At 53.6% G+C, this 21,352-nt stretch carries 17 protein-coding genes; 11 read left to right on the forward strand and 6 right to left on the reverse strand.

Annotation, left to right across the window (positions count from 1 at the left end):
• Positions 1 to 224: 224 nt before the first annotated feature.
• The 10 genes from FE848_RS09070 to FE848_RS09115 all read left to right on the forward strand — a co-directional run bounded on the left by FE848_RS09070 (position 225) and on the right by FE848_RS09115 (position 11,151).
• The gene (locus FE848_RS09070; protein WP_200202486.1) at positions 225 to 1,100 is read left to right on the forward strand and encodes a prepilin peptidase; all 876 of its coding nucleotides are present in this window, start codon (positions 225 to 227) and stop codon (positions 1,098 to 1,100) included.
• A 17-nt stretch (positions 1,101 to 1,117) separates the two neighbouring features.
• Complete coding sequence (gene coaE, locus FE848_RS09075; RefSeq protein WP_200202772.1) at positions 1,118 to 1,720, forward strand: dephospho-CoA kinase; 603 nt, start codon at positions 1,118 to 1,120, stop codon at positions 1,718 to 1,720.
• Positions 1,692 to 2,807 carry a hypothetical protein gene (locus FE848_RS09080; RefSeq protein WP_227715270.1) on the forward strand — a complete coding sequence of 372 codons (1,116 nt, stop codon included), beginning with the start codon at positions 1,692 to 1,694 and terminating at the stop codon, positions 2,805 to 2,807. The genes coaE and FE848_RS09080 overlap by 29 nt, the downstream gene beginning before the upstream one ends.
• Before the next feature lie 5 nt (positions 2,808 to 2,812).
• Entirely contained in the window at positions 2,813 to 3,556 is a 744-nt protein-coding gene (tsaA, locus tag FE848_RS09085; protein ID WP_200202487.1) for a tRNA (N6-threonylcarbamoyladenosine(37)-N6)-methyltransferase TrmO, read from the forward strand.
• Between the two features lie 43 nt (positions 3,557 to 3,599).
• Positions 3,600 to 5,951, forward strand: a complete 2,352-nt coding sequence (locus tag FE848_RS09090) for a response regulator (protein ID WP_200202488.1) — start codon at positions 3,600 to 3,602, stop codon at positions 5,949 to 5,951.
• Positions 5,948 to 6,136 carry a DNA gyrase inhibitor YacG gene (yacG, locus tag FE848_RS09095; protein ID WP_200202489.1) on the forward strand — a complete coding sequence of 63 codons (189 nt, stop codon included), beginning with the start codon at positions 5,948 to 5,950 and terminating at the stop codon, positions 6,134 to 6,136. Before FE848_RS09090 ends, yacG begins: the two co-directional genes overlap by 4 nt.
• A 121-nt stretch (positions 6,137 to 6,257) precedes the next feature.
• Positions 6,258 to 6,818 carry a YfaZ family outer membrane protein gene (locus tag FE848_RS09100; protein ID WP_200202490.1) on the forward strand — a complete coding sequence of 187 codons (561 nt, stop codon included), beginning with the start codon at positions 6,258 to 6,260 and terminating at the stop codon, positions 6,816 to 6,818.
• A 161-nt stretch (positions 6,819 to 6,979) separates the two neighbouring features.
• Positions 6,980 to 9,169 carry a hypothetical protein gene (locus tag FE848_RS09105; protein ID WP_200202491.1) on the forward strand — a complete coding sequence of 730 codons (2,190 nt, stop codon included), beginning with the start codon at positions 6,980 to 6,982 and terminating at the stop codon, positions 9,167 to 9,169.
• Between the two features lie 103 nt (positions 9,170 to 9,272).
• A complete protein-coding gene (locus FE848_RS09110) occupies positions 9,273 to 10,196 on the forward strand; it encodes a glucosaminidase domain-containing protein (protein WP_200202492.1) in 924 nt (307 codons plus the stop codon).
• Between the two features lie 37 nt (positions 10,197 to 10,233).
• Positions 10,234 to 11,151 carry an acyltransferase gene (locus FE848_RS09115; RefSeq protein ID WP_200202493.1) on the forward strand — a complete coding sequence of 306 codons (918 nt, stop codon included), beginning with the start codon at positions 10,234 to 10,236 and terminating at the stop codon, positions 11,149 to 11,151.
• Positions 11,152 to 11,171: 20 nt separating this feature from the next.
• Here the strand turns inward: FE848_RS09115 and FE848_RS09120 are convergent, their stop codons facing one another.
• From FE848_RS09120 to zapE, 4 genes are all read right to left on the reverse strand, one after another.
• Positions 11,172 to 13,859, reverse strand: a complete 2,688-nt coding sequence (locus FE848_RS09120; protein WP_200202494.1) for a LuxR C-terminal-related transcriptional regulator — start codon at positions 13,857 to 13,859, stop codon at positions 11,172 to 11,174.
• 165 nt (positions 13,860 to 14,024) lie between these two features.
• The gene (locus tag FE848_RS09125; protein ID WP_200202495.1) at positions 14,025 to 15,386 is read right to left on the reverse strand and encodes a DUF1329 domain-containing protein; all 1,362 of its coding nucleotides are present in this window, start codon (positions 15,384 to 15,386) and stop codon (positions 14,025 to 14,027) included.
• 33 nt (positions 15,387 to 15,419) lie between these two features.
• Positions 15,420 to 17,279, reverse strand: coding sequence for a DUF1302 domain-containing protein (locus FE848_RS09130; protein WP_200202496.1), 1,860 nt, complete (start codon positions 17,277 to 17,279; stop codon positions 15,420 to 15,422).
• Positions 17,280 to 17,534: 255 nt separating this feature from the next.
• Entirely contained in the window at positions 17,535 to 18,668 is a 1,134-nt protein-coding gene (gene zapE / locus FE848_RS09135; protein ID WP_200202497.1) for a cell division protein ZapE, read from the reverse strand.
• Between the two features lie 194 nt (positions 18,669 to 18,862).
• On the opposite strand from zapE, the gene FE848_RS09140 reads away from it, so the two are divergent.
• Positions 18,863 to 19,291, forward strand: coding sequence for a YhcB family protein (locus FE848_RS09140; RefSeq protein ID WP_200202498.1), 429 nt, complete (start codon positions 18,863 to 18,865; stop codon positions 19,289 to 19,291).
• 36 nt (positions 19,292 to 19,327) lie between these two features.
• Here the strand turns inward: FE848_RS09140 and FE848_RS09145 are convergent, their stop codons facing one another.
• Together FE848_RS09145 and hisC are read right to left on the reverse strand one after the other, a co-directional pair.
• Positions 19,328 to 20,071 (reverse strand): Nif3-like dinuclear metal center hexameric protein, encoded by a 744-nt coding sequence (locus FE848_RS09145; protein ID WP_200202499.1) that lies wholly within the window; start codon positions 20,069 to 20,071, stop codon positions 19,328 to 19,330.
• 57 nt (positions 20,072 to 20,128) lie between these two features.
• The gene (gene hisC, locus FE848_RS09150) at positions 20,129 to 21,181 is read right to left on the reverse strand and encodes a histidinol-phosphate transaminase (RefSeq protein ID WP_200202500.1); all 1,053 of its coding nucleotides are present in this window, start codon (positions 21,179 to 21,181) and stop codon (positions 20,129 to 20,131) included.
• Positions 21,182 to 21,352 lie beyond the last annotated feature (171 nt).

Below are 21,352 nucleotides of genomic sequence, written 5' to 3' on the forward strand. Positions count from 1 at the left end.
CTTGGCCAGCTCGGCGGCCATAGCTTTGAGTTTTTCTTGGTCCAATTGCGTACCCACGATGGTATCCTTTTGAAAAGGTTACTCAGTCGTGGGCAGTTACACAATTTGGTTTACAGCCTCGCCGATATTTCAGATGGGGCAGGTTGTGGGTTAATTGGCCCCTCTCCCCCGGCCCCTCTCCCGCGAGGGGAGAGGGGAGTTAAAACAACACACTAGAGTTTTGAATGGCTACACTTGATATATTTCTCTCAACGCCCTGGTTTCTGTACCTCTCCGTTACACTCGTTTCCCTCTGCATCGGCAGCTTCCTGAATGTAGTAATCCTTCGCCTGCCAAAAATGATGCATCAGGAATGGCGCTGTCAGTGCGAGGCATTTCTTGAGGTTCCAGAAGGCGAGCGCAAGCAGGAAGAGCCGGTAACGCTCTCCCGCCCTGCCTCCACCTGCCCTTCCTGCGGGCACAGGATTCGTGCCTGGGAGAACATCCCCGTTATCAGCTACCTGCTTCTTGGCGGCAAGTGCAGTGGGTGTAAGACGCACATTTCGGCCCGTTACCCGATCATAGAAGCGGTCACTGCCTTGTTTTCGGTGATCACTGTAGTGATCGGTGGCCCTTCGGAATCAACCTTGTTGGCGCTCCTGCTGGTTTGGGCGCTGATTGCGCTTACCGTAATCGATTTCGACACTCAGCTATTGCCAGACAGCATTACCCTGCCCTTGATGTGGCTCGGGTTGATGTTGAGTTATTTCGGGTATCTGGGGGATTTTAACAGTGCGTTTCTTGGGGCGGTTGTTGGTTATCTTTCTTTGTGGTCTGTGTATTGGTTGTTCAAGCTGGCTACGGGCAAGGAAGGCATGGGCCACGGGGATTTCAAGCTGCTAGCAGCTCTAGGTGCTTGGCTGGGGTGGGAGCTGCTACCGGCAGTCATTCTGCTATCGTCAGCTGTTGGTGCTGTAGTAGGCATCAGTTTGATGGTCTTTAAAAAACACGGGCGCGAAGTACCGATTCCGTTTGGCCCATACCTTGCCGCGGCAGGCCTGTTGTGTTTGTGGTTTGGCACTGAGATTCAGCAATTCTGGTATCAATTGCTGGGGGTTTAACGAGCTTGACTGATCGCATGGTTATTTTAGGGTTAACAGGTGGTATTGGCTCCGGCAAATCCACAGTTGCGCGGCAGTTTGGAAACCTGGGCGTACACTGGGTGGATGCAGATGATGTGGCACGGGAAGTGGTTGAACCGGGAACCCCCGCGCTGGCGGCAATCGCCGATCACTTCGGGGAAGATATTCTCACCGATGATGGGGCTTTGGACCGGGCACGCCTTCGGCACATTGTGTTCGAGCAGCCCGAGCAGCGCATCTGGCTGGAAAACCTGCTACACCCGATTATTCGTGAAGAGCTGATTCACCAACTCAACAACCCGCAGAACTACAGTCTGCCCTATGTTCTGCTGGTGTCGCCCTTACTGCTGGAAACCGACCAACATCAACTGGTGGAGCAGGTACTGGTAGTGGATGTACCGGTAGAGGTTCAGATAGAGCGCACCATGGGGCGGGACACCAACTCCCGACAGCAGGTGGAGCGCATTATTGCCGCTCAGATGCCACGTGAACAGCGGCTTGCCCGCGCAGATGCAGTAATTGATAATAACCAGCCTTTAAACAGCATTGCAGCCGAGGTTCGGGCATTACATGAGTCGTTCATGGTGGACTTTGGTTGAATGCCGCGGCTTGGTATTTACTTGGTTATTCGCCACGCATACCGTCCTGTACAGCACAAGCGCGAGTGGTATCGAAGATACGCTTGAAGCGCACGAGCACGCCATTACAGATATCCTGTCGTCGGAAAAGCTACCTCTGTCTTTTTACACATTTAACTCGGATGAGCGTTGGGCTGAACCGCTGGATTCCTACTGGCTGGATTTCAGCAACTTTATTTTACGCCAGGAGCGCCTTCAGAGCCCCAAAGTTCAGGCTTTTGGGCAGTGGGCAGACCGAACCCTTTCCGGTGAACCCAGCAGGTTGCCTTTAAACGACAGCTACTTGCGCATTGGCATTGCCACCGAATCTGAATATGGCAATGTGTTTCAGTTTGAGCCAGAAGTTAGGTTCCGGTTGGATGTTCCGACCACCAAGCGCAAACTGCGCCTTGTCATCGAAAGCGAAAGCGATGAACTGATTCCACTCGAAGAGCGCCAGCGCGACCGCCAGCTCACAGCAACAGAACGCACCTCAGGCACCAGCACAGGGGCCCTTCGGTATTTGTCCCAGATTGGGGAATCCATCAACCTGTCAAACGATGTGGGTGTGCGGCTACGCTTCCCGCCTGATGCTTTCTGGCGAGCAACGGCAGAGAAATATTGGCAGGCGGGTGACGATTGGGGGCTAAGGGCCCAGCAGCGGTTTTACTATTACCACCAGGATGGCTGGGGCGCTCGCTCCTGGCTTGGTGCAAGTCGGAATTTAGGCATGGGGTGGCGGTTCTGGTCATCCTCTGAGCTGGAGTGGGTTCACAGCGACCGTAAATTTGTAGCCGGCCAAACATTCAGTACCAGCAAACGGATCAACAGCCGCTCAATACTCACTCCGCGGGTAGGCGTACTTGGCGAGAGCCAGCCAAACTGGCGCACGACCTCCGCCTTTGCCGATCTCACCTGGCGCTACCGACTCCACAGCGACTGGCTGTTTGCAGATCTCATCCCCGCGCTAACCTTTCCGCGGGAGAAGAACTTTAAAGATCAAGGCTCCATTCTTTTCCGGGTGGAAATGTACTTTACCGGCAGCATCAATCCAGACTTCATGAACTAGGCCCTATGCCCAGACACCACGCCATACCCGCCCAAGATGCACTGGCACTCACCCCTGTTGCCATCACTCGCTCCTGCTTCAAAGACAAATTCGGTGTCCCCCGTCAGCCGGGGCTGACGCGATACGCCAGAGCTGACCTGATTATCCAGGCGCCCTATGACCGAGAAGATGCCTTCCGGGGCCTGGAGACCGCCAGCCATCTTTGGCTTATCTTTCAGTTTCACGAAGCCGTGCGTGCAGAGTGGCGACCCGTAGTTCGACCCCCTCGCCTGGGTGGTAACCGAAAGGTGGGGGTATTTGCCAGTCGCTCGCCTTTCCGGCCAAACAGTCTGGGGCTCTCGGTAGTGCGTAACGAGGGGTTAGTGCACAAGGATGGCCGATTGGCGCTGCAGATAAGTGACCACGACCTGATTGAAGGCACGCCAATTCTGGATATAAAGCCATACCTGCCCTTTGCCGACTCGGTTCCGGAAGCCGGCCTCGGCTGGGCTGAAACAGCACCCACTGAGCAACTGGACGTTATATTCCTGCCAGAAGCTGAAAAACAGTTGGCGAACCTGTCGGCAGAGCAGTATCCGGATCTGAAACTGCTGATTAACGATGTGGTTAGCTACGACCCTCGTCCCTCTTTTCGCAGAGGCCGCGATGAGGAGCGTATTTACGGTGCGCACCTCTATGATCTGAACGTTCGATTCCGGTTTGTGAATGCCAATTCATGGAAGCGTGTTGAAGTGCTGACTGTCTGTTAAACTTCTGCACATAATTTTGTAGTCGACACAGGGAATTTGTGCCTTGCCTTCAAAACGGTTTTTCACGCGCGTGGGTATTCGGCCGCTCGCAATGCGGCTGCTCGTGTATGTGTTGCTGTTCAGCTTTGTTATTTCTCTGGTTGCTACCGGCGCACAAATGATTGGTGAGTTTGAGCGCCGAAAATCAGACCTGCAAGAAACGCAAAAGCGGGCCGCAGGTCTGGTCTCCGGGGGCATGAGCAACAATATCTGGCTGATGAATTTCAGCGAGGTTGCCAACAGCCTGGACGATATGCGGGCGGTGGAAGCAATTCACTACGCCAGGGTTGTGACCTCTACCGGAGAGCAGTTCACCACCGGCAGCTATCCTGAGGGCCGGGTAATTTCACAAACTTTCCCTCTGGTCTTTAACCGCTCTACCTACCGGGGTTCGGAAGACATGGGCACCCTGACCATCACTTCGTCCGTCGAACAGGTCTATTCAGAGCTTCGAAACAGCGCCCTGATAAATCTGCTGTTTCAATCGATCGTGGTGATGCTGGGCACCCTTGGACTGATGGTGATCGTTCGTTTTACGCTTTCCCGCCATTTGGAAACCATGGCGGACTACGCAGCGCGGCTTAATCTGGATGCATTAGTAGACCCCCTGCACCTCAAACGCAAAGCACGCAGGAACCCGGATGAACTGTCGGAGCTCGAATTCGCATTGAACAAGATGCGTCTGCAAATTCTGGAAGATACCCGCTCACTCCGGCAATCCACCATCCAGTCTCAGAGTGAGCGAGATGAAGCAATTCGGGCCAACCGGGCAAAAAACCAGTTTCTGGCCAATGTAAGCCATGAACTGCGAACGCCTCTGCAGTCGGTGCTTGGCTACGCCAACCTGCTTACCGACACACCATTGGATCAGGAGCAGCGGGAATACGTGCAAACGCTGCTCAGCGCTTCAGAAGGCCTCTCATCCATCATCAATGACCTTCTGGATATCTCCAGCATGGAGGCTCAGAAGCTGGAGCTTGAAGACATTCCCTTTGATCTGCGGGAAACTCTGAACGACCTGGTGCACATGCTTGGCGAACGCGCCCGGGAGAAAGGGCTGGCCCTGGAATTGCGCATTGATGAAGAGCTGCCCTGGGCTCTGCGCGGCGACCCGGCGCGCATTCGGCAAGTGCTGTTAAATCTGGTATCCAACGCCATCAAGTTTACAGATTCAGGCCATGTGCTGATCAGCATTGAGGTTCTTGGTCGTCGAGAAGACAAGGTTCGCTTGCGTCTGGCAGTGGAAGATACCGGCATTGGCATCAACCCGGAAGATCTTCCACTGGTCTACGAACCCTATGTTCAGCTTGGCCAGCGATTCCAGCGCCAACTGCCAGGTGCCGGGTTGGGACTGACAATTTGCCGCCAACTTGTCACTTTAATGGAAGGCTCTCTGGATGTGGAAAGCCGGCCTGGTGAAGGCTCTACTTTCTGGGTTGAACTGTCCCTTCCTGCCGCTCCCGAAAGCACGTCCAGGGTGCGCCCGGATGCACGCATGGTTAAGGGAAAGCGGGTGCTGGTGGCGGACTCCTATGAGCTGTCCCGCAAGATCACGCTTGAGATGCTATCGCGCCACGAGGTCCACATCGAGGCTGTAAAATCTGCTGGGGAAGCCCTGACTTCATTGCGTTTGGCATTCGATAGCCAGGAGCCTTTTGATGCCATTATTCTGGATGGCTTTTTGCCAGACATGGACAGCGATTTGTTATGCCGGCAAATTCGAGGCAATGCGCTCTGGTCTGACATGCGTCTTCTCATTCTGTCCTCAAACCCTCAACGGGGCGATGCCGAACACTTCCGGCAGGCCGGGGCAGATGCTTTTCTCAGTAAATCCTTAAGAGAGTCCTGCCTCACACCAATTCTTAACCAGATTTTTGAGGATTCTGCCAAGGATGAGCGGCCCTTCCTCACCCGTTTTTCCCTGCAGGCTAGCGGCGACACTGAAAAACGCCGTGAGCTTTGGTCCCGCAGCATGAAGGTTCTGCTCGTAGAGGATAACCCGGTCAACCGCACGCTGACCCGCAGGCTTCTGGAGAAATTAGGCTGCGATGTAATGACAGCCAACGACGGCGAAGCAGCATCCAGCCTTTGGCAGTGGCATCCATTCGATCTCATTTTCATGGATTGCATAATGCCTAATGTCGACGGTTTTGAAGCCACCCGGCGCCTGCGAGTATGGGAGACGACCCATAAACGCAGTCGTGTACCAGTAGTGGCACTCACTGCCAGCGCAATGGAAGAAGATGAAGAGCGTTGCCGCCGTGCAGGCATGGATTCTTTTGTTGCAAAGCCTGTCAACATTGAAATGTTGCGGGCAGTACTGGAACAATATGCCCATGGAGGTCCAAAAACATGAACGTAAACTGCCCCACCTGTAAAAAATCCGTTGAATGGACAGAAGCCAGCCCCTGGCGCCCATTCTGCTCAGAGCGCTGCAAGTTGATCGATTTTGGTGCTTGGGCCAATGAGGAATACCGGGTGCCGGCAGAAACGGCGTCACCCGACGATCTTGACCAGGGCGGCGAAACAACACGCCACTGATTCGCTCAGATAAGCTATCGCGTTTCTATCTACCCTCTTACATGCTTGTAAGTTGTGGTACGGCAGGTAGCCCGTTACCATTCGCACCTATTACTCGCACCGCAATCCAGAAGGTAAAAGAATGAAAGTATCCCGTATTTCCATGTTGGCTCTGTCTCTGTTCGCTGCTCCAGTGCTGGCAGCCGATATGGATCTGAGCCTGACTAACGATTCCGTGAAAGGGCAGGTTAACTTTTTCGGAAATAATAACGATATTCAGCTGGGTGCCGGTTATACCTACCACGAAGGCAGCCGCCATATTGGCAACGTGGATTTTCACGCCCAGGGCCGCACTGCACTGGGTAACCTGCCTACAACCGCGGGTATCGGATTACGCGCAATCGGCTGGGATGACGACCGCCTTGACGGTGGCGCAGTAGGCCTGGGTGGTTTTGCCACCGTGAACATTCCTGATGCTCCTGGCCTGTCGTTCACCGGTGGTTTGCACTACGCTCCGCGAATTCTTTCATTTGGTGACTCGGAAGAGATGACCAGTCTGGAGCTGCGTGCCAACTATCGTGTTATCCGCAACGCGGAGCTGTTTGCTGGTTACCGCTACCTCAACACCGAGCTGGACGCGCCATACCGAGGCGACATCAACCTGGACGAAGGCGTTCTGGTTGGCATGAAGATCTTCTTCTAAAACTATCCCGCTATCTGCAACAGGCGCCTGTCTCCGGGCGCCTGTTTCGTGCCCCCCCTCACGCTTTCCCTTCCACTGCACTGCTACACTGATTATCGGCGTTTTCGATGTCACAGATATCGCCAACAACTCCAATACAGCTATAGCATGGGCAGCCAGATATGCGACTGACACTGGGAATTCTTCTTGTTTCTGCGGTGACGCTAATAGCCGCCTGCGGCGGTGAGTCTGCAATAGATGGAGCCCGTAACAAGCCAAATTCCTTTGCTGCTGTGAAAAACCCGGCAAATGATTTCAGCCCGGGCAGTACCGGTGACTCCAATAACAGCAGCGGGCTCGGTTACGGGGAAGTTCGTATCACCATGGAGCTTCCCGGAAGCCTCGCGCCAGACGGCGAGCCAACACGGCGCAACCTGCGGATTGTTCAGCCGGATAGCGTTCGCGCGTACCAGATCGACAGAAACCTCACGGATATTCGCTCCGCAGCGTATAGTACCCGTAAGGATGATGAAGGCTATACCATTATCAAGTTCGAGAACGGGCAGCCTCTCTCGCCAGACGTCGTTATTGAAGCGCAGTATGGCAACACCAGACTGCGATCACTGGCCGCTGATGACGATCGTGATATCAAGATTAATCCCTTCTCCGAGTACCTGTTGCTCAACACGCTTCCAAATTATTCTTCCGGGGAATTTCAGCACCTTCTGGACTGTGCCGATGACGCCAGCAACACTCTGTGCCTCAACAAACTCGTTTGGCCAGCTCTGGCCGACCAGGTTCACGACTTCGAAATAGATATTCCCACCGGGGCCAACATCGCAAGCGCGTTGGATCTTCTCTCCCAACGGGCAGACTTCGTAAGTTATATTGCCTCAGCGGCGAAGTACCCGCTTCTGGATGATCAATCCGTAGGTGAGATTTCAGCAAGCTCAGCGGATTACAACTCGGTTTTCATGGGTCTGGAGCTGGGGCAAACATTCCTGGAAAGCAGCTTGGCTGGCTCTGGCCAGTGGGGCATTCGCATGGGAAGGGAAGAGCCTACCAGTCCTGCAACCTATAGTTACCCGGGGTCAACGCTCGCAAGCCTCGATTTCATTGGCATCAAGATCACCTCTCTTGCAGCGCAAATTCCCTATGACAGGAAAACGCTGATCCATCAGCAAGGCAATTCTTTCTTTGAGCGGGGCTCTGAAACCTGGGACTTGAACACTCATTCGTCCTCCCCCGGTGGCGCCACATTGGACAGTGATACTCGATTGCTGGCCATTCGCGCGCTTTATCAGAGCATAACCGGCCGCAACAGCTCCAGAATCATTGGCTGGACTCGCAACCCCTACTATATGGACGCCTATGTCGGCGCCGCTAGCGGCACGAACACAGGCCCTGACCGCGCGCTGGCTGGTTACTTCAGCGCTGGCAAAGCCATTAAGCTTGAGTCTGAGCAAGGCAAGCTTGCGCGAAAGGATGAGTTGGAGGCCCATTATGTTTCAGCGCTTGAGCTGAACCTCCTGAGGAAAGAAGGCTTTGATGTAAGTGTTCTGAACAATCGTGGTTATAACATGCTCTATCTGGCAACCCGATTTTCGGCAGGCTCTGCATCACCGTTGCAGATTGAATCGGGAACTGGCACTTGGCAAATGAGTGGGGGCTCGAATGCCAGCACCATTACCCAGTCTCAGAACTATACCACCCTGAACCGTGACAGCTCCGGCGCGGTAGTGGCGGGCAGCACCGGCACCCGCTCTGACAACTGGGTACTCAGCTCCCGCACCGCGCGATTAAGCACCGGTGACAAGAACATTGGCCGGCTTAATCTTGATGTTAACAATCCCGCGGGCGCCTTTGGCGAACCAGATCTGGGTGTCGGTGCTAGCGTGCCCGATGGTTCTTTACTGGCGTTTAACCTGGCTAACGCCGCTTCGTCCGGTGGCGCGGTCATTGGCGATGGCCTGCTCATTGCGGCAGAGAAGGCCTCTTCTGCTGCCCCAACCTCAGGACGCTATAGGGTTCAAGGCTTTATGATGGGCATGGAGGATGGCTTCAACAGGCTGATTCATCTGGATAATGGCACCCTGGAGCTTTCTGGCAGCACTGCAAGCCTGAGCAGCAATACCTTTGAAGTGCTGCACTCCGTGGACAGCGAAACTATCTCAACACCGGCAGCTGTCCACCTGACTACGCCCCTGCTGACCTATGCCGATGGTGGTAACGGGCAAGTGAGTTTCAGCGCAGGAGGCCTGTCTCTCAAAGGCTTTGTAACGGCCGATCAGAACCAGTTTTTCTTGCTGTATCAAAGCAATCTCAACGGAGAAGAGCGTCGCGGCCTCCTGCTCGCAACCAAGCTGCCATGAACCGACGGATAACCCTGCTCGTACAACCTGTTATAATTGTGCACACATAGCTCGCTGCGTATACGCTTAACGGGCATAAAAACAGATTGTGACGAGAGGTTTTATGTTTCCCGCAATGCGCTCTCTAATGCTGGCTATTCCCATGGTGGCTTTTGCCATCGCGGGAGGTATGCACTCCCCCCCGGACACTTCAGTCAGTAGTGACAATTCTGGCTCCGAACCTGCACTCAGTTCGCTCCCCCCCCTGCCTGAGTGGGCACGCGCAGATCTACCGGACTTTTCCGGCTATAGTGATACCACTGAAAAGAAAGTCGCTTTCTTTTCATTTCTCTATCCTCGTATAGTACTTGCCAATTCCCGCATCCTCATTGAACGGGATTATCTCGATAGCCTCTCCCAGAAAAATGTCTTGTCCGAGAAGGAACATGCCTGGCTCGCAGCCCAGGCTATGCGGTTACGCGTGGACGAAGAGCCCGGCAGCCCTGAGCAATTTGCCCTGCTCAGAAAACGTCTGGATGTTATCCCGCCTTCCCTGATTCTCGCACAGGCTGCCAATGAATCTGCTTGGGGCACTTCACGCTTCGCTTTGCGCGGTAATAATCTGTTTGGCCAGTGGTGCTTTTCCAAAGGCTGCGGCCTTGTGCCACTGAGTCGCGCTGAGGGCGCCAACCATGAGGTGGCAACCTTCGCCTCGCCCTACCATTCGGTTCGGGCTTATATCCAGAACCTGAACCGACATGGGAGCTACAAAGGGCTTCGTGACACCCGCCTTGATGACCGGGAAGCGGGCGATCCTCTCTCAGGGCTTGCCCTTGCCCGAGGGCTCATCAGTTATTCCGAACGTGGCGAGGAATATGTTGATGAAATACGCTCGATGATCCGTTATAACAATCTAGAGTTTTACGATAGCGAATTCCGTAAAATTCTGAGCGACCGCAGCCCATCGCACCTGAAGGTTCTTGCCTCAGCAAGCACCGAGAAAACATTACTGCCCGGCCAAGGCACTGGCTTGTCGGCCGAGGGCTAAACACCACGAACCTTCTGACAAACAGAGACGTTTCCGAATGTTTTATTTTCTACCTGCGCCGCTAAAGGGAACCTTGGCGGCTCTTCTTGTAGTGCTGAGCACTCTTATACTTTTCCCCTTCCTGATGCTGTTTGCACTACTGAAACTGGTGCTTCCCATAACCCCCATTCGTAAGGGCTGCACGGTCGTTCTCAACACCATTGCCCGGGTTTGGATTGGCTTCAACAATCTGGTGATGGATAGTCTGCACAAGATTGAGTGGGATATACGGGGCGCGCAGCATCTCAGCCAGAAACACTGGTACTTTGTTACCTGCAACCACCAGAGTTGGGCCGATATACCGGCCATTCAGTACGTGCTCAATAGCAGGATTCCACTTCTCAAGTTCTTTTTGAAAAAAGAGCTTATTTGGGTGCCGCTGCTGGGCATTGCCTGGTGGGCATTGGACTTCCCGTTCATGCACAGGCACACGAAAGAGCAAATTGCCAAGAATCCTGAGCTGAAGGGGAAAGATATTGCGGCTACTGAGGCAGCGTGCGAGAAGTTCCGTTATACACCGGTAACCATTTTCAATTTTATGGAAGGCACCCGTTTTACGCCTGCCAAGCATGAACGCCAGAATTCTCCCTACAAGCACCTTCTCAAACCCCGTGCTGGCGGCACAGCCTTTGTTCTGGGCGCCATGGGTGAAATGCTGCATACCATGCTGGATGTAACAATCGTGTACCCGGGCACCGGTGAGCTGCGCATCGGTATTTGGGATTACCTGTCCGGGCGCATCGAACGAATCATCATTGATATCAGGATTCGGGAGATTCCACCGCAGTTTCTCGGAATGGATTATGAGGGCAATCGGGAAACCCGGGTGGAGTTTCAGCGCTGGGTAAGTGAACTATGGGCCGAAAAAGATGCCCTTATCGAAACCCTGAAAAATGAAAAGCATAGCGGCATCTGAGCCGCTATGCAGCAAGCACATTACAGCAAACCCAACTCCCGGGCGCGAACTGTTGCCTGGGTGCGGGAGCGAACTTCCAGCTTGGCGTTTATGCGGCGGGCGTGAGTTTTCACGGTGTGCAGAGAGATATGCAGCTTGTCTGCAATCTCCTGATTCGATAACCCCTTGGCAATCAGCTCCAGCACCACCTGCTCTCGATCACTGATAGGCTCGGCAAGCGAAGCAGGCAGCTCAATGCCGGATATACCAAACAGACGTCCTAACGCATCCCGAAAGGGAGAGCTTGGCAACTGCCCATATGCCTTTGCCATCAACTCACTCAGCTCCAGCTTTAGCTCTGCAAACGGGCTTATAAAGTGCTCTTTTTCGGCTTCGGACACCACATTCGCTATTATTTTTTGTGCGGCAGCCGGGCCCTTGTCTTCACTGATCAAAATGGCTTCCAGCAACCGCATATGGAGATCAACCCCCCAAGGAATGGCCTCTTCATAACGCTTGCGGGTGCTTGCAAGCGTTTCACGAGCCCTTACCGTTTCGCCCCGGGCAAGATCCAGGCGCACCTGCAAACAATCGAGTAGCCCTGGCATCATGGGGAAGAGTTCCGGCACGCAGCCGGCATCCCGGTATGGCTGCAATCTCGCGAGAGCCTGAGCGACGCTATCCAGTTGATTCTGAGCCAGCCAGCAACTGGCTTTGAGGGCTTCGAGCACTGGCACGTAGAGAGACTCATCCACATGCCACGCATGCATAGTTCGCTCAGCACGCCCTATCCATACGAAAGCATCTTCCAATCGATCTTGAGACCGGCACATCAAAACTCGTATGGCCATTGCCAATAGCAAGCCAAGATCCCGTGACTGCTCAGCATGGCGACCACAAGTTACCAACAGGCGATCCGCTTCCGCATCACGTCCTTGGTGCCAGAGCACCAGTACCAGGTTCAACTGCAGCCTTGTTTCACCGATCCGCGCAGGGCGAGCCTGCTCCTGAATAACCGTGTCCAGGCCGGTTCGAAGCAACTGCTCAGCATGTTTGAGCGCGCCCTTTCCAAGCTCAATTCGGGCGTGGGCATATACTGAGAGAGCCTCTGACCCCGGGTCGCCGGCCTCCCTCGCCAGGCGAGATGCTGCCCGGTTCGCCTCCCTCGCTTCCGGGAATCGTCCAGATGCGCAAAGCGCACTGGCCCGAACCATTTGTGTGACCAACTGTCCCTGAGGTGACAACTCTCCACCAGACAAGGCCCTGTCGGCCATCTCCAGAGCTGGAGCAACCTGCCCTTCCCCACGCAGAATAAACGCCCTGAGCGCACAGATCCGTGCCTCATATTCCTGGCTACTCTGCGCCTCCATACCGTCGAGCAGCGACCTCGCCTGCCTGAACTGACCACCAATGGCATGCACCCAGCTATACACTATCCTTAGCCGCGCGCTGCGCTCAAGAAGGGGCGCTGGAAGGCTCTTACGTAAACGTAGCAATGAGGCGGTATCCTGCCCAAGTAGAAGAGCTTCAGAACCTTCAGAGGCGATCCGGATAATCTCTTCTACATCTCCGGCCAACAATGAGTATTTCAACGCCTCGGGAAACTGATTACGAGAGCTAAACCACTGGCTGGCGGCCAGCATTCTGTCGGTATAGCCCGCCATCACCGGGGCTTTCAGCCATTCCATCAATAATGGGTTGATTCGATACCAGCGCCCCCAACCCGACATGATCTTTACCGGGAGGCCGCGTTCACACGCCTCGGATGGAAGCAGCAGTCCGCCCGGAATAAGTGGCTCCAAGGCCAAAAGCAATTCGTCTGAGCACAGCCCCAGTTCTGAAATCGCCCTTAACGATCTCAACTGGCCATGCGACAAACTGCCCAGCACGGACTCCTTCAAAAAACGTTCTACACCCGGCGTCTCAGAAACCGAGTGTCTCTCTGAACTATGCAGGATATCCCGGCGATAGAGGGCAAGAGGTGTGGGCCAACCTTCCGTCAAGTCATATAGATGATCAATGGCCACACTGGTCAGCTGTTGATCGCTCAATATTTCCTTGAAAAACTCAAAGGTTTCACTTCGGCTGAATTCGAGCTTTTCCGCTCCGATACGAGTGAAACGGTTTTCAAGTTCCAGCGGGTGCGTTTCATAAGGCAAGGCCTGCCGTGAAAGCATAACCACCGAATAATTTGACGGGATATCAGCCACCAACTGCTGAAGCAGGGCAATAACGGCAGGGTTCGTAATCTGGTGCAAACCATCAAGAACGAGCACAAAGCGCTTCTGTTCTGGTGCTTTTTTGAGCGCTAAAAGCATTAAGGCGAGAACGTCAGGAAAGGTAGTGCTCCCCTGCAGGCCACTTTCGCAAGATTCGGGTATATCCAGCGCCACAGACAACAAGCCCAGAAAACGGGTCGGCGCGTTGTCCTGACTATTCAGCTGCAACCAACGAACGTTTTCCTCTGGAATGCCCGCAGCTTGAATGCCCATCGCAACCGTATGGGATTTGCCATAGCCACATGGGGCGTCAACAAAAAGCACGCCACGGGATGTTAATGCATCGGAAACCAGTGCCGCGAGATTCGGACGTGCCAAAGAGTGCGCCGGCACAACCGGTGCCTGCAGTCTCTGCCTGAGCAAATCCCGTACAAGCTCACCTCGCTGAAGCCCGCTGTTTGCAGACTGGAACTCGTCATTGGCTGCATAGCCGTCATTAAATGATTTCAAACGCTGCCCCGGATACGCCTTTAGTGTTATACGGAGGTTAAACCAATTGAGGGGCTGGCTGCAAAGTTTTGACGTTAAAGACATCTATCTGGCGGCAGTTTTTGAACGCAGAAACAAAAACGGCGGGCCAAGGGGCCCGCCGTTTCTGAAAGATACACTCTACCCTTATCGGGTACCTGCACGGCGAAGAGCCGCAGGTGTGTAATCTCTGGACTGGCGATCCACACCGAACTGATATGGGTTAGTCTCCTCGTTTGTCAGGCCGAGAACCAGGTAACGACCAGACAGAAGATCATACAAGGTTTCAACGGCATACCAAGGAAGGTTCACGTCGTAAAATTGCATGGAGTGAGCCTCTGCCACTCGCCACAACTCACCACGACCATCGTAGTGATCTATCACTGTGGCTTGCCAGCTATCTTCATCAAAGTAGAAGTCGCGTTGCGCATAGATGTGTCGCTCACCTTCTTTGAGCGTAGCACGCACATGCCAGACACGGTGCAGCTCATACCGGGTCAATTCCTGATTGATGTGACCGGGCTTGATAATATCATCATAGCTCAGGCTACGATCAACCAGTTTGTAGGAGTTGTACGGAATGTACATTTCCTTTTTACCCACCAGCTCCCAGTTATAACGATCCGGCGCCCCGTTAAACATGTCGAGGTTGTCTGAGGTGCGCATGCCATCAGACGCTGTACCCGGTCCATCGTAGGCAACTTGAGGCGCGCGGCGAACACGTCGCTGCCCAGCGTTATATACCCAGGCACGACGCGGCTCGGCTACCTGATCGAGTGTCTCGTGAACCAGCAAGACGTTGCCCGCCAGACGTGCCGGTGCCGTAATAGCCTGCTTGAAGTAGAACAGCACGTTGGGGTCTTTGCTTGGCTCGTAATCTGTCAGATATTTTCGATAAGTGATCTCATCCTGAAATTTCACGATGGAATACATACCGTTAGCCGTTGGCGTCGCTTGCCCGATATTACGCTGCACTGAGCCTCCGCGATAACGGGTGATGTGATTCCAAATCACTTCCAGCCCGGTTTGCGGGATGGGAAACGGAGTAGCATCCTGATAATTCGCAAGCCCGTTACCGTTTTTGATCAGCTCAGCCTGGGTCGCGTTTTTAACTGTTTCATCCATGATATTCTGCGGATAAGCAGCTGTGCGATGAGTTTCGTAAACCGGCATTTTATAATCCGGATACTGTTTGATCATTGCAACCTGCCCCGGAGACAGCTTATCGGCATACTCGGAAACGTTGCTCTGATCAATGACGAACTTAGGTTTTTCATCGGGGAACGGGTTTACATAAATACCGTCACCCTTGTAGTTCGCCGGAGGGGTTGCTAATCCACCATCCCAAGCCGGGATCGCGCCACCATTACCCGCCTTCTCTGCCCCTATAGGTGTCAGTGAATCACCCAACTTGGCCGCTTCACCTTCCGAAACCGCACCCCAAGCCTGCCCTGCAACGAGACTCGCAGCCAATATGCCTGAGGCCAGTAATTTCTTGTTTAGTTTCATTTAAACTACCTCGTTAAACGAATTTTTGACGGTTTAGAATGAGTAGGAAACGCTGGCACTCACGAAATCCCGATCAGTCAACTCGTTATACGGTTTGCCACCGAAAAAGTTTGTGTAACCGATTTCACCAGTAATCTTGTTCTGGTACACAGCCTCAACAGACAGACCAATCGCCTTGTTGCCTTCGTTGAAGTTGCCGCCAGGCGAGGGGGCGTAGCCCTTCACGTCGTGACTCCATGCCAACTGTGGCGACAGGTTGATACCAGCAAAGACGTTCGGGTAGCTCCACACCAAACGGGAGCGGTAGCCCCAGGAGAAGTCGGTAGTGAATCCGTCATTATTACAGTAGTTGGTGTTGATGTTTTCTGCAGGATTACCACCGGCGCCGGAACAGGCATCCCCGGAGGCTACAGGGAGAGTACCAATACCAAAGGTGCCTGACCGGCCGTACCGTGCCTCATCCAAGCTAGGTAAATCGTGTACATACGTAGCACCGAACTCTGCAATCAACGACATACGGCTGGCACCCATAATCTGATCAAAGAACTTGATCAGCGTGAACTGTGCCTGAGATACGCCAAAGCGATCGTTACCGGACACTTTCATTCCTGGAGTCAGCGTTCCCAGCTCCTCGCGGCGCTGATCTTCCAGCTTGCCCAGAACCTCTCCGTTCGGCCCACGCTTCTGCAAACCAGTGTAAATCAGCTCAAAGGCGTTCCACTGCAGCGGCATATTATCGCGGTAGGAATATTCAGCACCAAGCGACCAGCCACCCGGGGTGTTGGTGTTGATACTGATACCATAGAGGTCGATGTTTTCCGGGTACTCAATAAAGTACGACGGGAACGGGCTGTTACCATCATTTACAGTTCCGCTTATATATGGGAGGCGGCTGTTGTACTTGATGTAATAAAAGCCGAGCTCGGAGTCGTTCAGCGCCGGGACATACCAGCGCATGGCAATACCGAACTGATCTTTTGAGTCCGCTTCTTCGTCACCCAGGCGTGGCGCAATAAAACCCTGAGCATAGGCTTGGGAATCAGGCAGCTGACCTGCAAGTAGCACCGGGCCACAACCATCAGATGTAAAGTCGTTGGTAGAGAAGAAAGTGCCGCAGTCATCCGGGCGAACAGGCGCCCAATCTGTCTGTATGAAAGTCTCCAGAGTGATGTTCTCTGTGATACCGGCAGACATGTAGAACATTTCAACAGGCAGGAGAGCATCTTTCAGCTCAGAGCCGGGCGCACGAAATGCGGGCACGTCAATGGGGTTAATGGTGTTGATACCGCCCTGGATAAAGGTACTCTCACCCCAGCTCACTACCTGCTTACCGTAACGCACACTCAGGGGAACATCGCCAAGGTACCAGTTGGTAAACACGTACGCATCGAGAAGCTCACCGCCCGATGCGTTGCCTTTTGCTGCACTGTTGAGTTCGCGTCGCTGCCCCACGTAGTCGGTCGCACGCCCCTCATCCTTCAACTCGAAATCATACCAGTAACGAGCACGCACCAAGCCACCGACACGGGTCAGATACTGGCTATCAACGGCGTAATCAAGGAACAGCTCACTGTTTCCTTTTACGATCTTGGAGTAGGTGTCGCCCTTCTCAAAGTTCAGGTTGCCATCATCATAGTTGTTCGTTGATGCACCAATATTTTCATTCACGCCACCCGGCGCGTAACTGGGCCCAAGGTTACCTTGGCCAATCAGGCGCACGTCCCGATCCTGGGTACGCCAACCGACACCAGCTGATAGCGTGGTGTTAATCTGGGCTTCCACATCCCCAATATAGAACGAGTAAGCAGATGCCTGGCCCGAAAAGCCGGCTGCAACTGCCACGGCAAGCGGTAATTTTGTCCAACGCTGCCATTGGTGTGTTTTTCTTGTCATTGGAAGGCTACTCCATTGTTGTTCTGAGTCGCTGCTCTGATTATTGGTATTCACGATGTATTGGAGGCTTCATGCACAGTGCTCGTGATGTAAGCACTATAGCTAACGCTGTCCACTGCTTTGATCAGTCAAAAGTATGATTTTGCTCTCACTACCTGCTCACCGCCCCGATCGGCGCCGGGTTTACTCGCACGCCTTCACTATAGACAACATTTGTAGATGCAACCACTTTGCTTTTGATGGATTTTTGCTGGTTTAGGGCTTATGGGGTGCTTCGAGATATTCCTGGGACTGCATTTCCAGAAGACGGGATTCCGTTCGCTCAAACTCGAAGCTCAACCGGCCGCCGGAATAAAGCTCGGTAATGGGAGCCGCCGCAGAAATGATGACCTTCACGTTGCGGTCGTAAAACTCGTCGATCATGTTCACGAAGCGTCGGGATTGGTCGTCTTTTTCACCCCCAAGCACAGGCACATTGCTGACGATGATAGCGTGAAACTGGCGCGCCATTTCAATGTAATCATTCTGGCTGCGTGGGCCGTCGCACACATCCTTGAAATCAAACCAGACCACATCGTCAGCATGAGCCTGCGCGGGGATTTTACGGCCGTTGATCTCCATGGATTTACTGTGTTTGCCCGCCTCTACCGCCAGGGCATCAAAGCTCTTACGCAAGCTGGCATCCGCCTCTTCACCCAGGGGTGAGTGGTAGAGCTCCGCCTGCTCCAGAGTCCGCAAACGATAATCCACACCGCCGTCGACGTTCACCACATCAGTATATTTATTCACAAGCGCAATAGCGGGAAGAAAGCGGGCTCTCTGCAAGCCGTCTTTGTAGAGGCCATCGGGCACTATGTTGGACGTGCACACCAAAGTAACGCCCCGCTTGAACAGGCCGTCCATTAGCGTCGCCAGGATCATTGCATCGCCGATATCAGAAACAAAAAACTCATCAAAACAGATTACGCGGGTTTCATTGGCGAACTTTTTTGCAACCAGATCCAGTGGATTTTTCTCGCCTTTGAAGTTTTTCAGCTCTTGGTGAACTCGCTGCATAAAGCGGTGAAAATGCACTCGCATCTTACGCTCGAATGGCAACGACTCAAAAAAGGTGTCCATCAGGTAGGTTTTACCGCGGCCAACGCCACCCCAAAAATATAGCCCCTTAACGGGCTCCTCCCGGCCTTTTTTCAACTTGCGCCGCAATTTTGTTACCGCTTTGCCACGTTCGCTTTCCGCTTCCACCAGTTTATCGTAGAGTAACTGAAGACGCTGAACCGCATCCGCCTGCGCCGCGTCCTTTAAAAACTCCGGGCGCTCAAGATCCGCTTGGTAACGCTGCCATGGTGTCTGGTTTGCGGTGACTAAAGAAGGCGTAGAGGCTGTCATCAGGAAATCCCGGAGTCAGATCGTTGATTTTGGGCGGCGTATTATCGCGCATCTGCGTTTTTTTCGCCACGCGGAAGACCCGCCGGGCAATACGACGATTGGCGCAGTATTCAGGCATGGGCTGATGAAGCTGCGGGCGCTATACTGCCCTCTATGGATTTGCTCATTTTTAAGGCAACAGGACGAGATATCATATGACAAACCTGATTCTGGCAGCGATTGCCGCATTGATTGTTGGCATTGTCATCGGAGCGATTTTTGGCCGCTCGGGGCAAGGTTCCACGCTTCGGCAGCGCCGTGCTGAGCAGCAGGCCGAAGAAGTGCGTAACGAGTACACTCGCTACCAGGCACAGGTGAACGAGCATTTTATGGAGTCAGCTCACTTGCTACGCCGCTTTAACGATGCCTACCGTGATGTAAACCAGCACATGGCCCGCGGAGCCAACCGCCTGTGTAACGATGAAGAGTGGATGGCTGAACTGGCTGAGGAAACCTCTCGCAAGCGCCTCGAGGAAGTCAGCGAAGATGGTGCCGAGCCTCCCAGGGATTACGCGCCAAAGACATCCGGAACCTTGTCTGAAGACTTCGGGCTCAAGAAGGGTGGCAAGTCGGCAGAGGCTTGATTTCGCCTGCTGCCGCTAATAGTTTGCTCCGCTTTGTTATACCGGATTATCGCAATCAATGAAGCGGTGCTTGATCCCGAATTCTTTTTCTAGTGCCGCCCCCAGTGCTTTCACACCATATCTCTCTGTTGCGTGGTGGCCGGCGGCGTAATAGTGAATACCACACTCCCGGGCCGTATGCGTAGTCGGCTCGGAGATTTCACCACTGATGTAGGCATCGAGGCCTGCATCAATTGCTGTGTTGATGAATCCTTGCGCAGCACCTGTACACCACCCTACCCGTTTGATTTCTGCTTTGCCGTTACCGACTCGCAGGGGTTCCCGGTGTAGCGCTCTTGCGATGTGCTGGCTGAATTTTTCCGGGCTCATTGGCTCATTGAGCTCACCTTCCCAAACCAGACCGTTTAACGGCCTTGGGTTTTCAATACCGAGGATATCCGCTAACTGTCGGTTGTTGCCGTATTCAGGATGGTCGTCCAATGGGAGGTGGTAGGCCAGCAGGTTGATGTCGTTATCCAGCAGGCGTTTGAGGCGTTCACGCTTCATGCCCCGGATGGCTTGATCTTCACCTTTCCAGAAGTAGCCGTGGTGAACGATCAGCATGTCTGCGTTTGCGGCGATGGCGGCTTCGATGAGATCACGGGAGGCGGTTACGCCGGTGACGATGGTGTTGATCTCACTTTTTCCTTCGACTTGCAGGCCGTTTGGGCAGTAGTCCTGGAATTCGCTTGGGTTTAGCCATTCGCTGAGTTTGGCGAGAATTTTGTCACGGGGGGCCATGGTTTATCCTCTTTTCGTTAGACTCCGCCCTGCCAGCCTCGATCAGCCTTTGGTCGTTTACAGGGTTTTAAGGCCGGTAATTAGTGCGTCATTTTGTACTGGAGTACCGATGGTGATCCGCAAAAACTCGCTGATTCTTGGCTTATTGAAGTGACGAACTATAATTCCTTGCTCCCTTAGAGCCTTAGACAAGCTATCACCTGATTTCTCTTTGTGGCGGGCAAAAACGAAGTTGGCCATAGACGGCAAGACTTCAAAGTTCAAACCTTCCAGAGCCTCAGTAACACGCTCCCGCTCAGAAATCACACCATTGCAAGACTTCTGAAACCAGGCCTCATCTTCGTAGGCGGCTTTTGCGCCCGCCTGTGCAAGTCTGTCCAGCGGGTAGCTATTGAAGCTGTCTTTAACGCGGTTAAGTGCGTCGATCAAATCCGGGTGACCGATGGCGAAGCCAACCCGCAAGCCAGCCAATGATCGGGCTTTGGAGAGAGTCTGGCACACCAACAAATTGGGATATTGGTCCACAAGCTTGATGGAGGATTCGCCGCCGAAGTCGATATAGGCTTCGTCGACTACGACAACACGCTCGGAGTTGGCCTGAAGGATGGCCTCTACGTGTTCCAGCCCAAGGTAACGACCGGTAGGCGCGTTGGGGTTGGGGAAGATGATTCCACCGTTCGGCTGTTTGTAATCTTCCGGGTTGATTTCAAAGCTGTCTGTGAGGGGTACTGTTTTGCCTTCGATGTTGTAAAGGCCGCAGTACACCGGGTAGAAGCTGTAGGTTACATCCGGGAAGAGCACGGGCTGGCCGTGCTGGAACAGTGCGTAGAATATGTGGGCCAGGACTTCATCGGAGCCATTGCCTAAAAAGACTTGCTCGGGCTTTACGTTGTGATAGCCGGCGATGGTCTGGCGCAGGCTTTCGCCTTCGGGATCCGGGTAGAGACGCAGGCTGTCACTGAGTTCAGATTGGATGGCCTCAATTACCTTTGGCGATGGGCCAAATGGGTTTTCGTTGGTATTCAGTTTTACCAGGTTGGCCATTTTTGGTTGTTCGCCTGGTACATAAGGAACCAGGCTCTTGACCAGGGGGCTCCAGAATTTACTCATTTTTTTGCTCCAATGGAGACGGCAGCTGGGACAGTATTTGCTCCGGGAACCGCTACGAGCACATCCATGTGCGCTTGTCTCCGGCCGTCCATGGCCTCCGACATTCCCGGAGCAAATACTGTCCCAACTGCCTGCAGATTAAGGTGATATATTCATGCATTTCGGGTCATT

Source organism: Marinobacter sp. 1-3A (assembly GCF_016597775.1).
GTDB classification, from domain to species: Bacteria; Pseudomonadota; Gammaproteobacteria; order Pseudomonadales; family Oleiphilaceae; genus Marinobacter; species Marinobacter xiaoshiensis.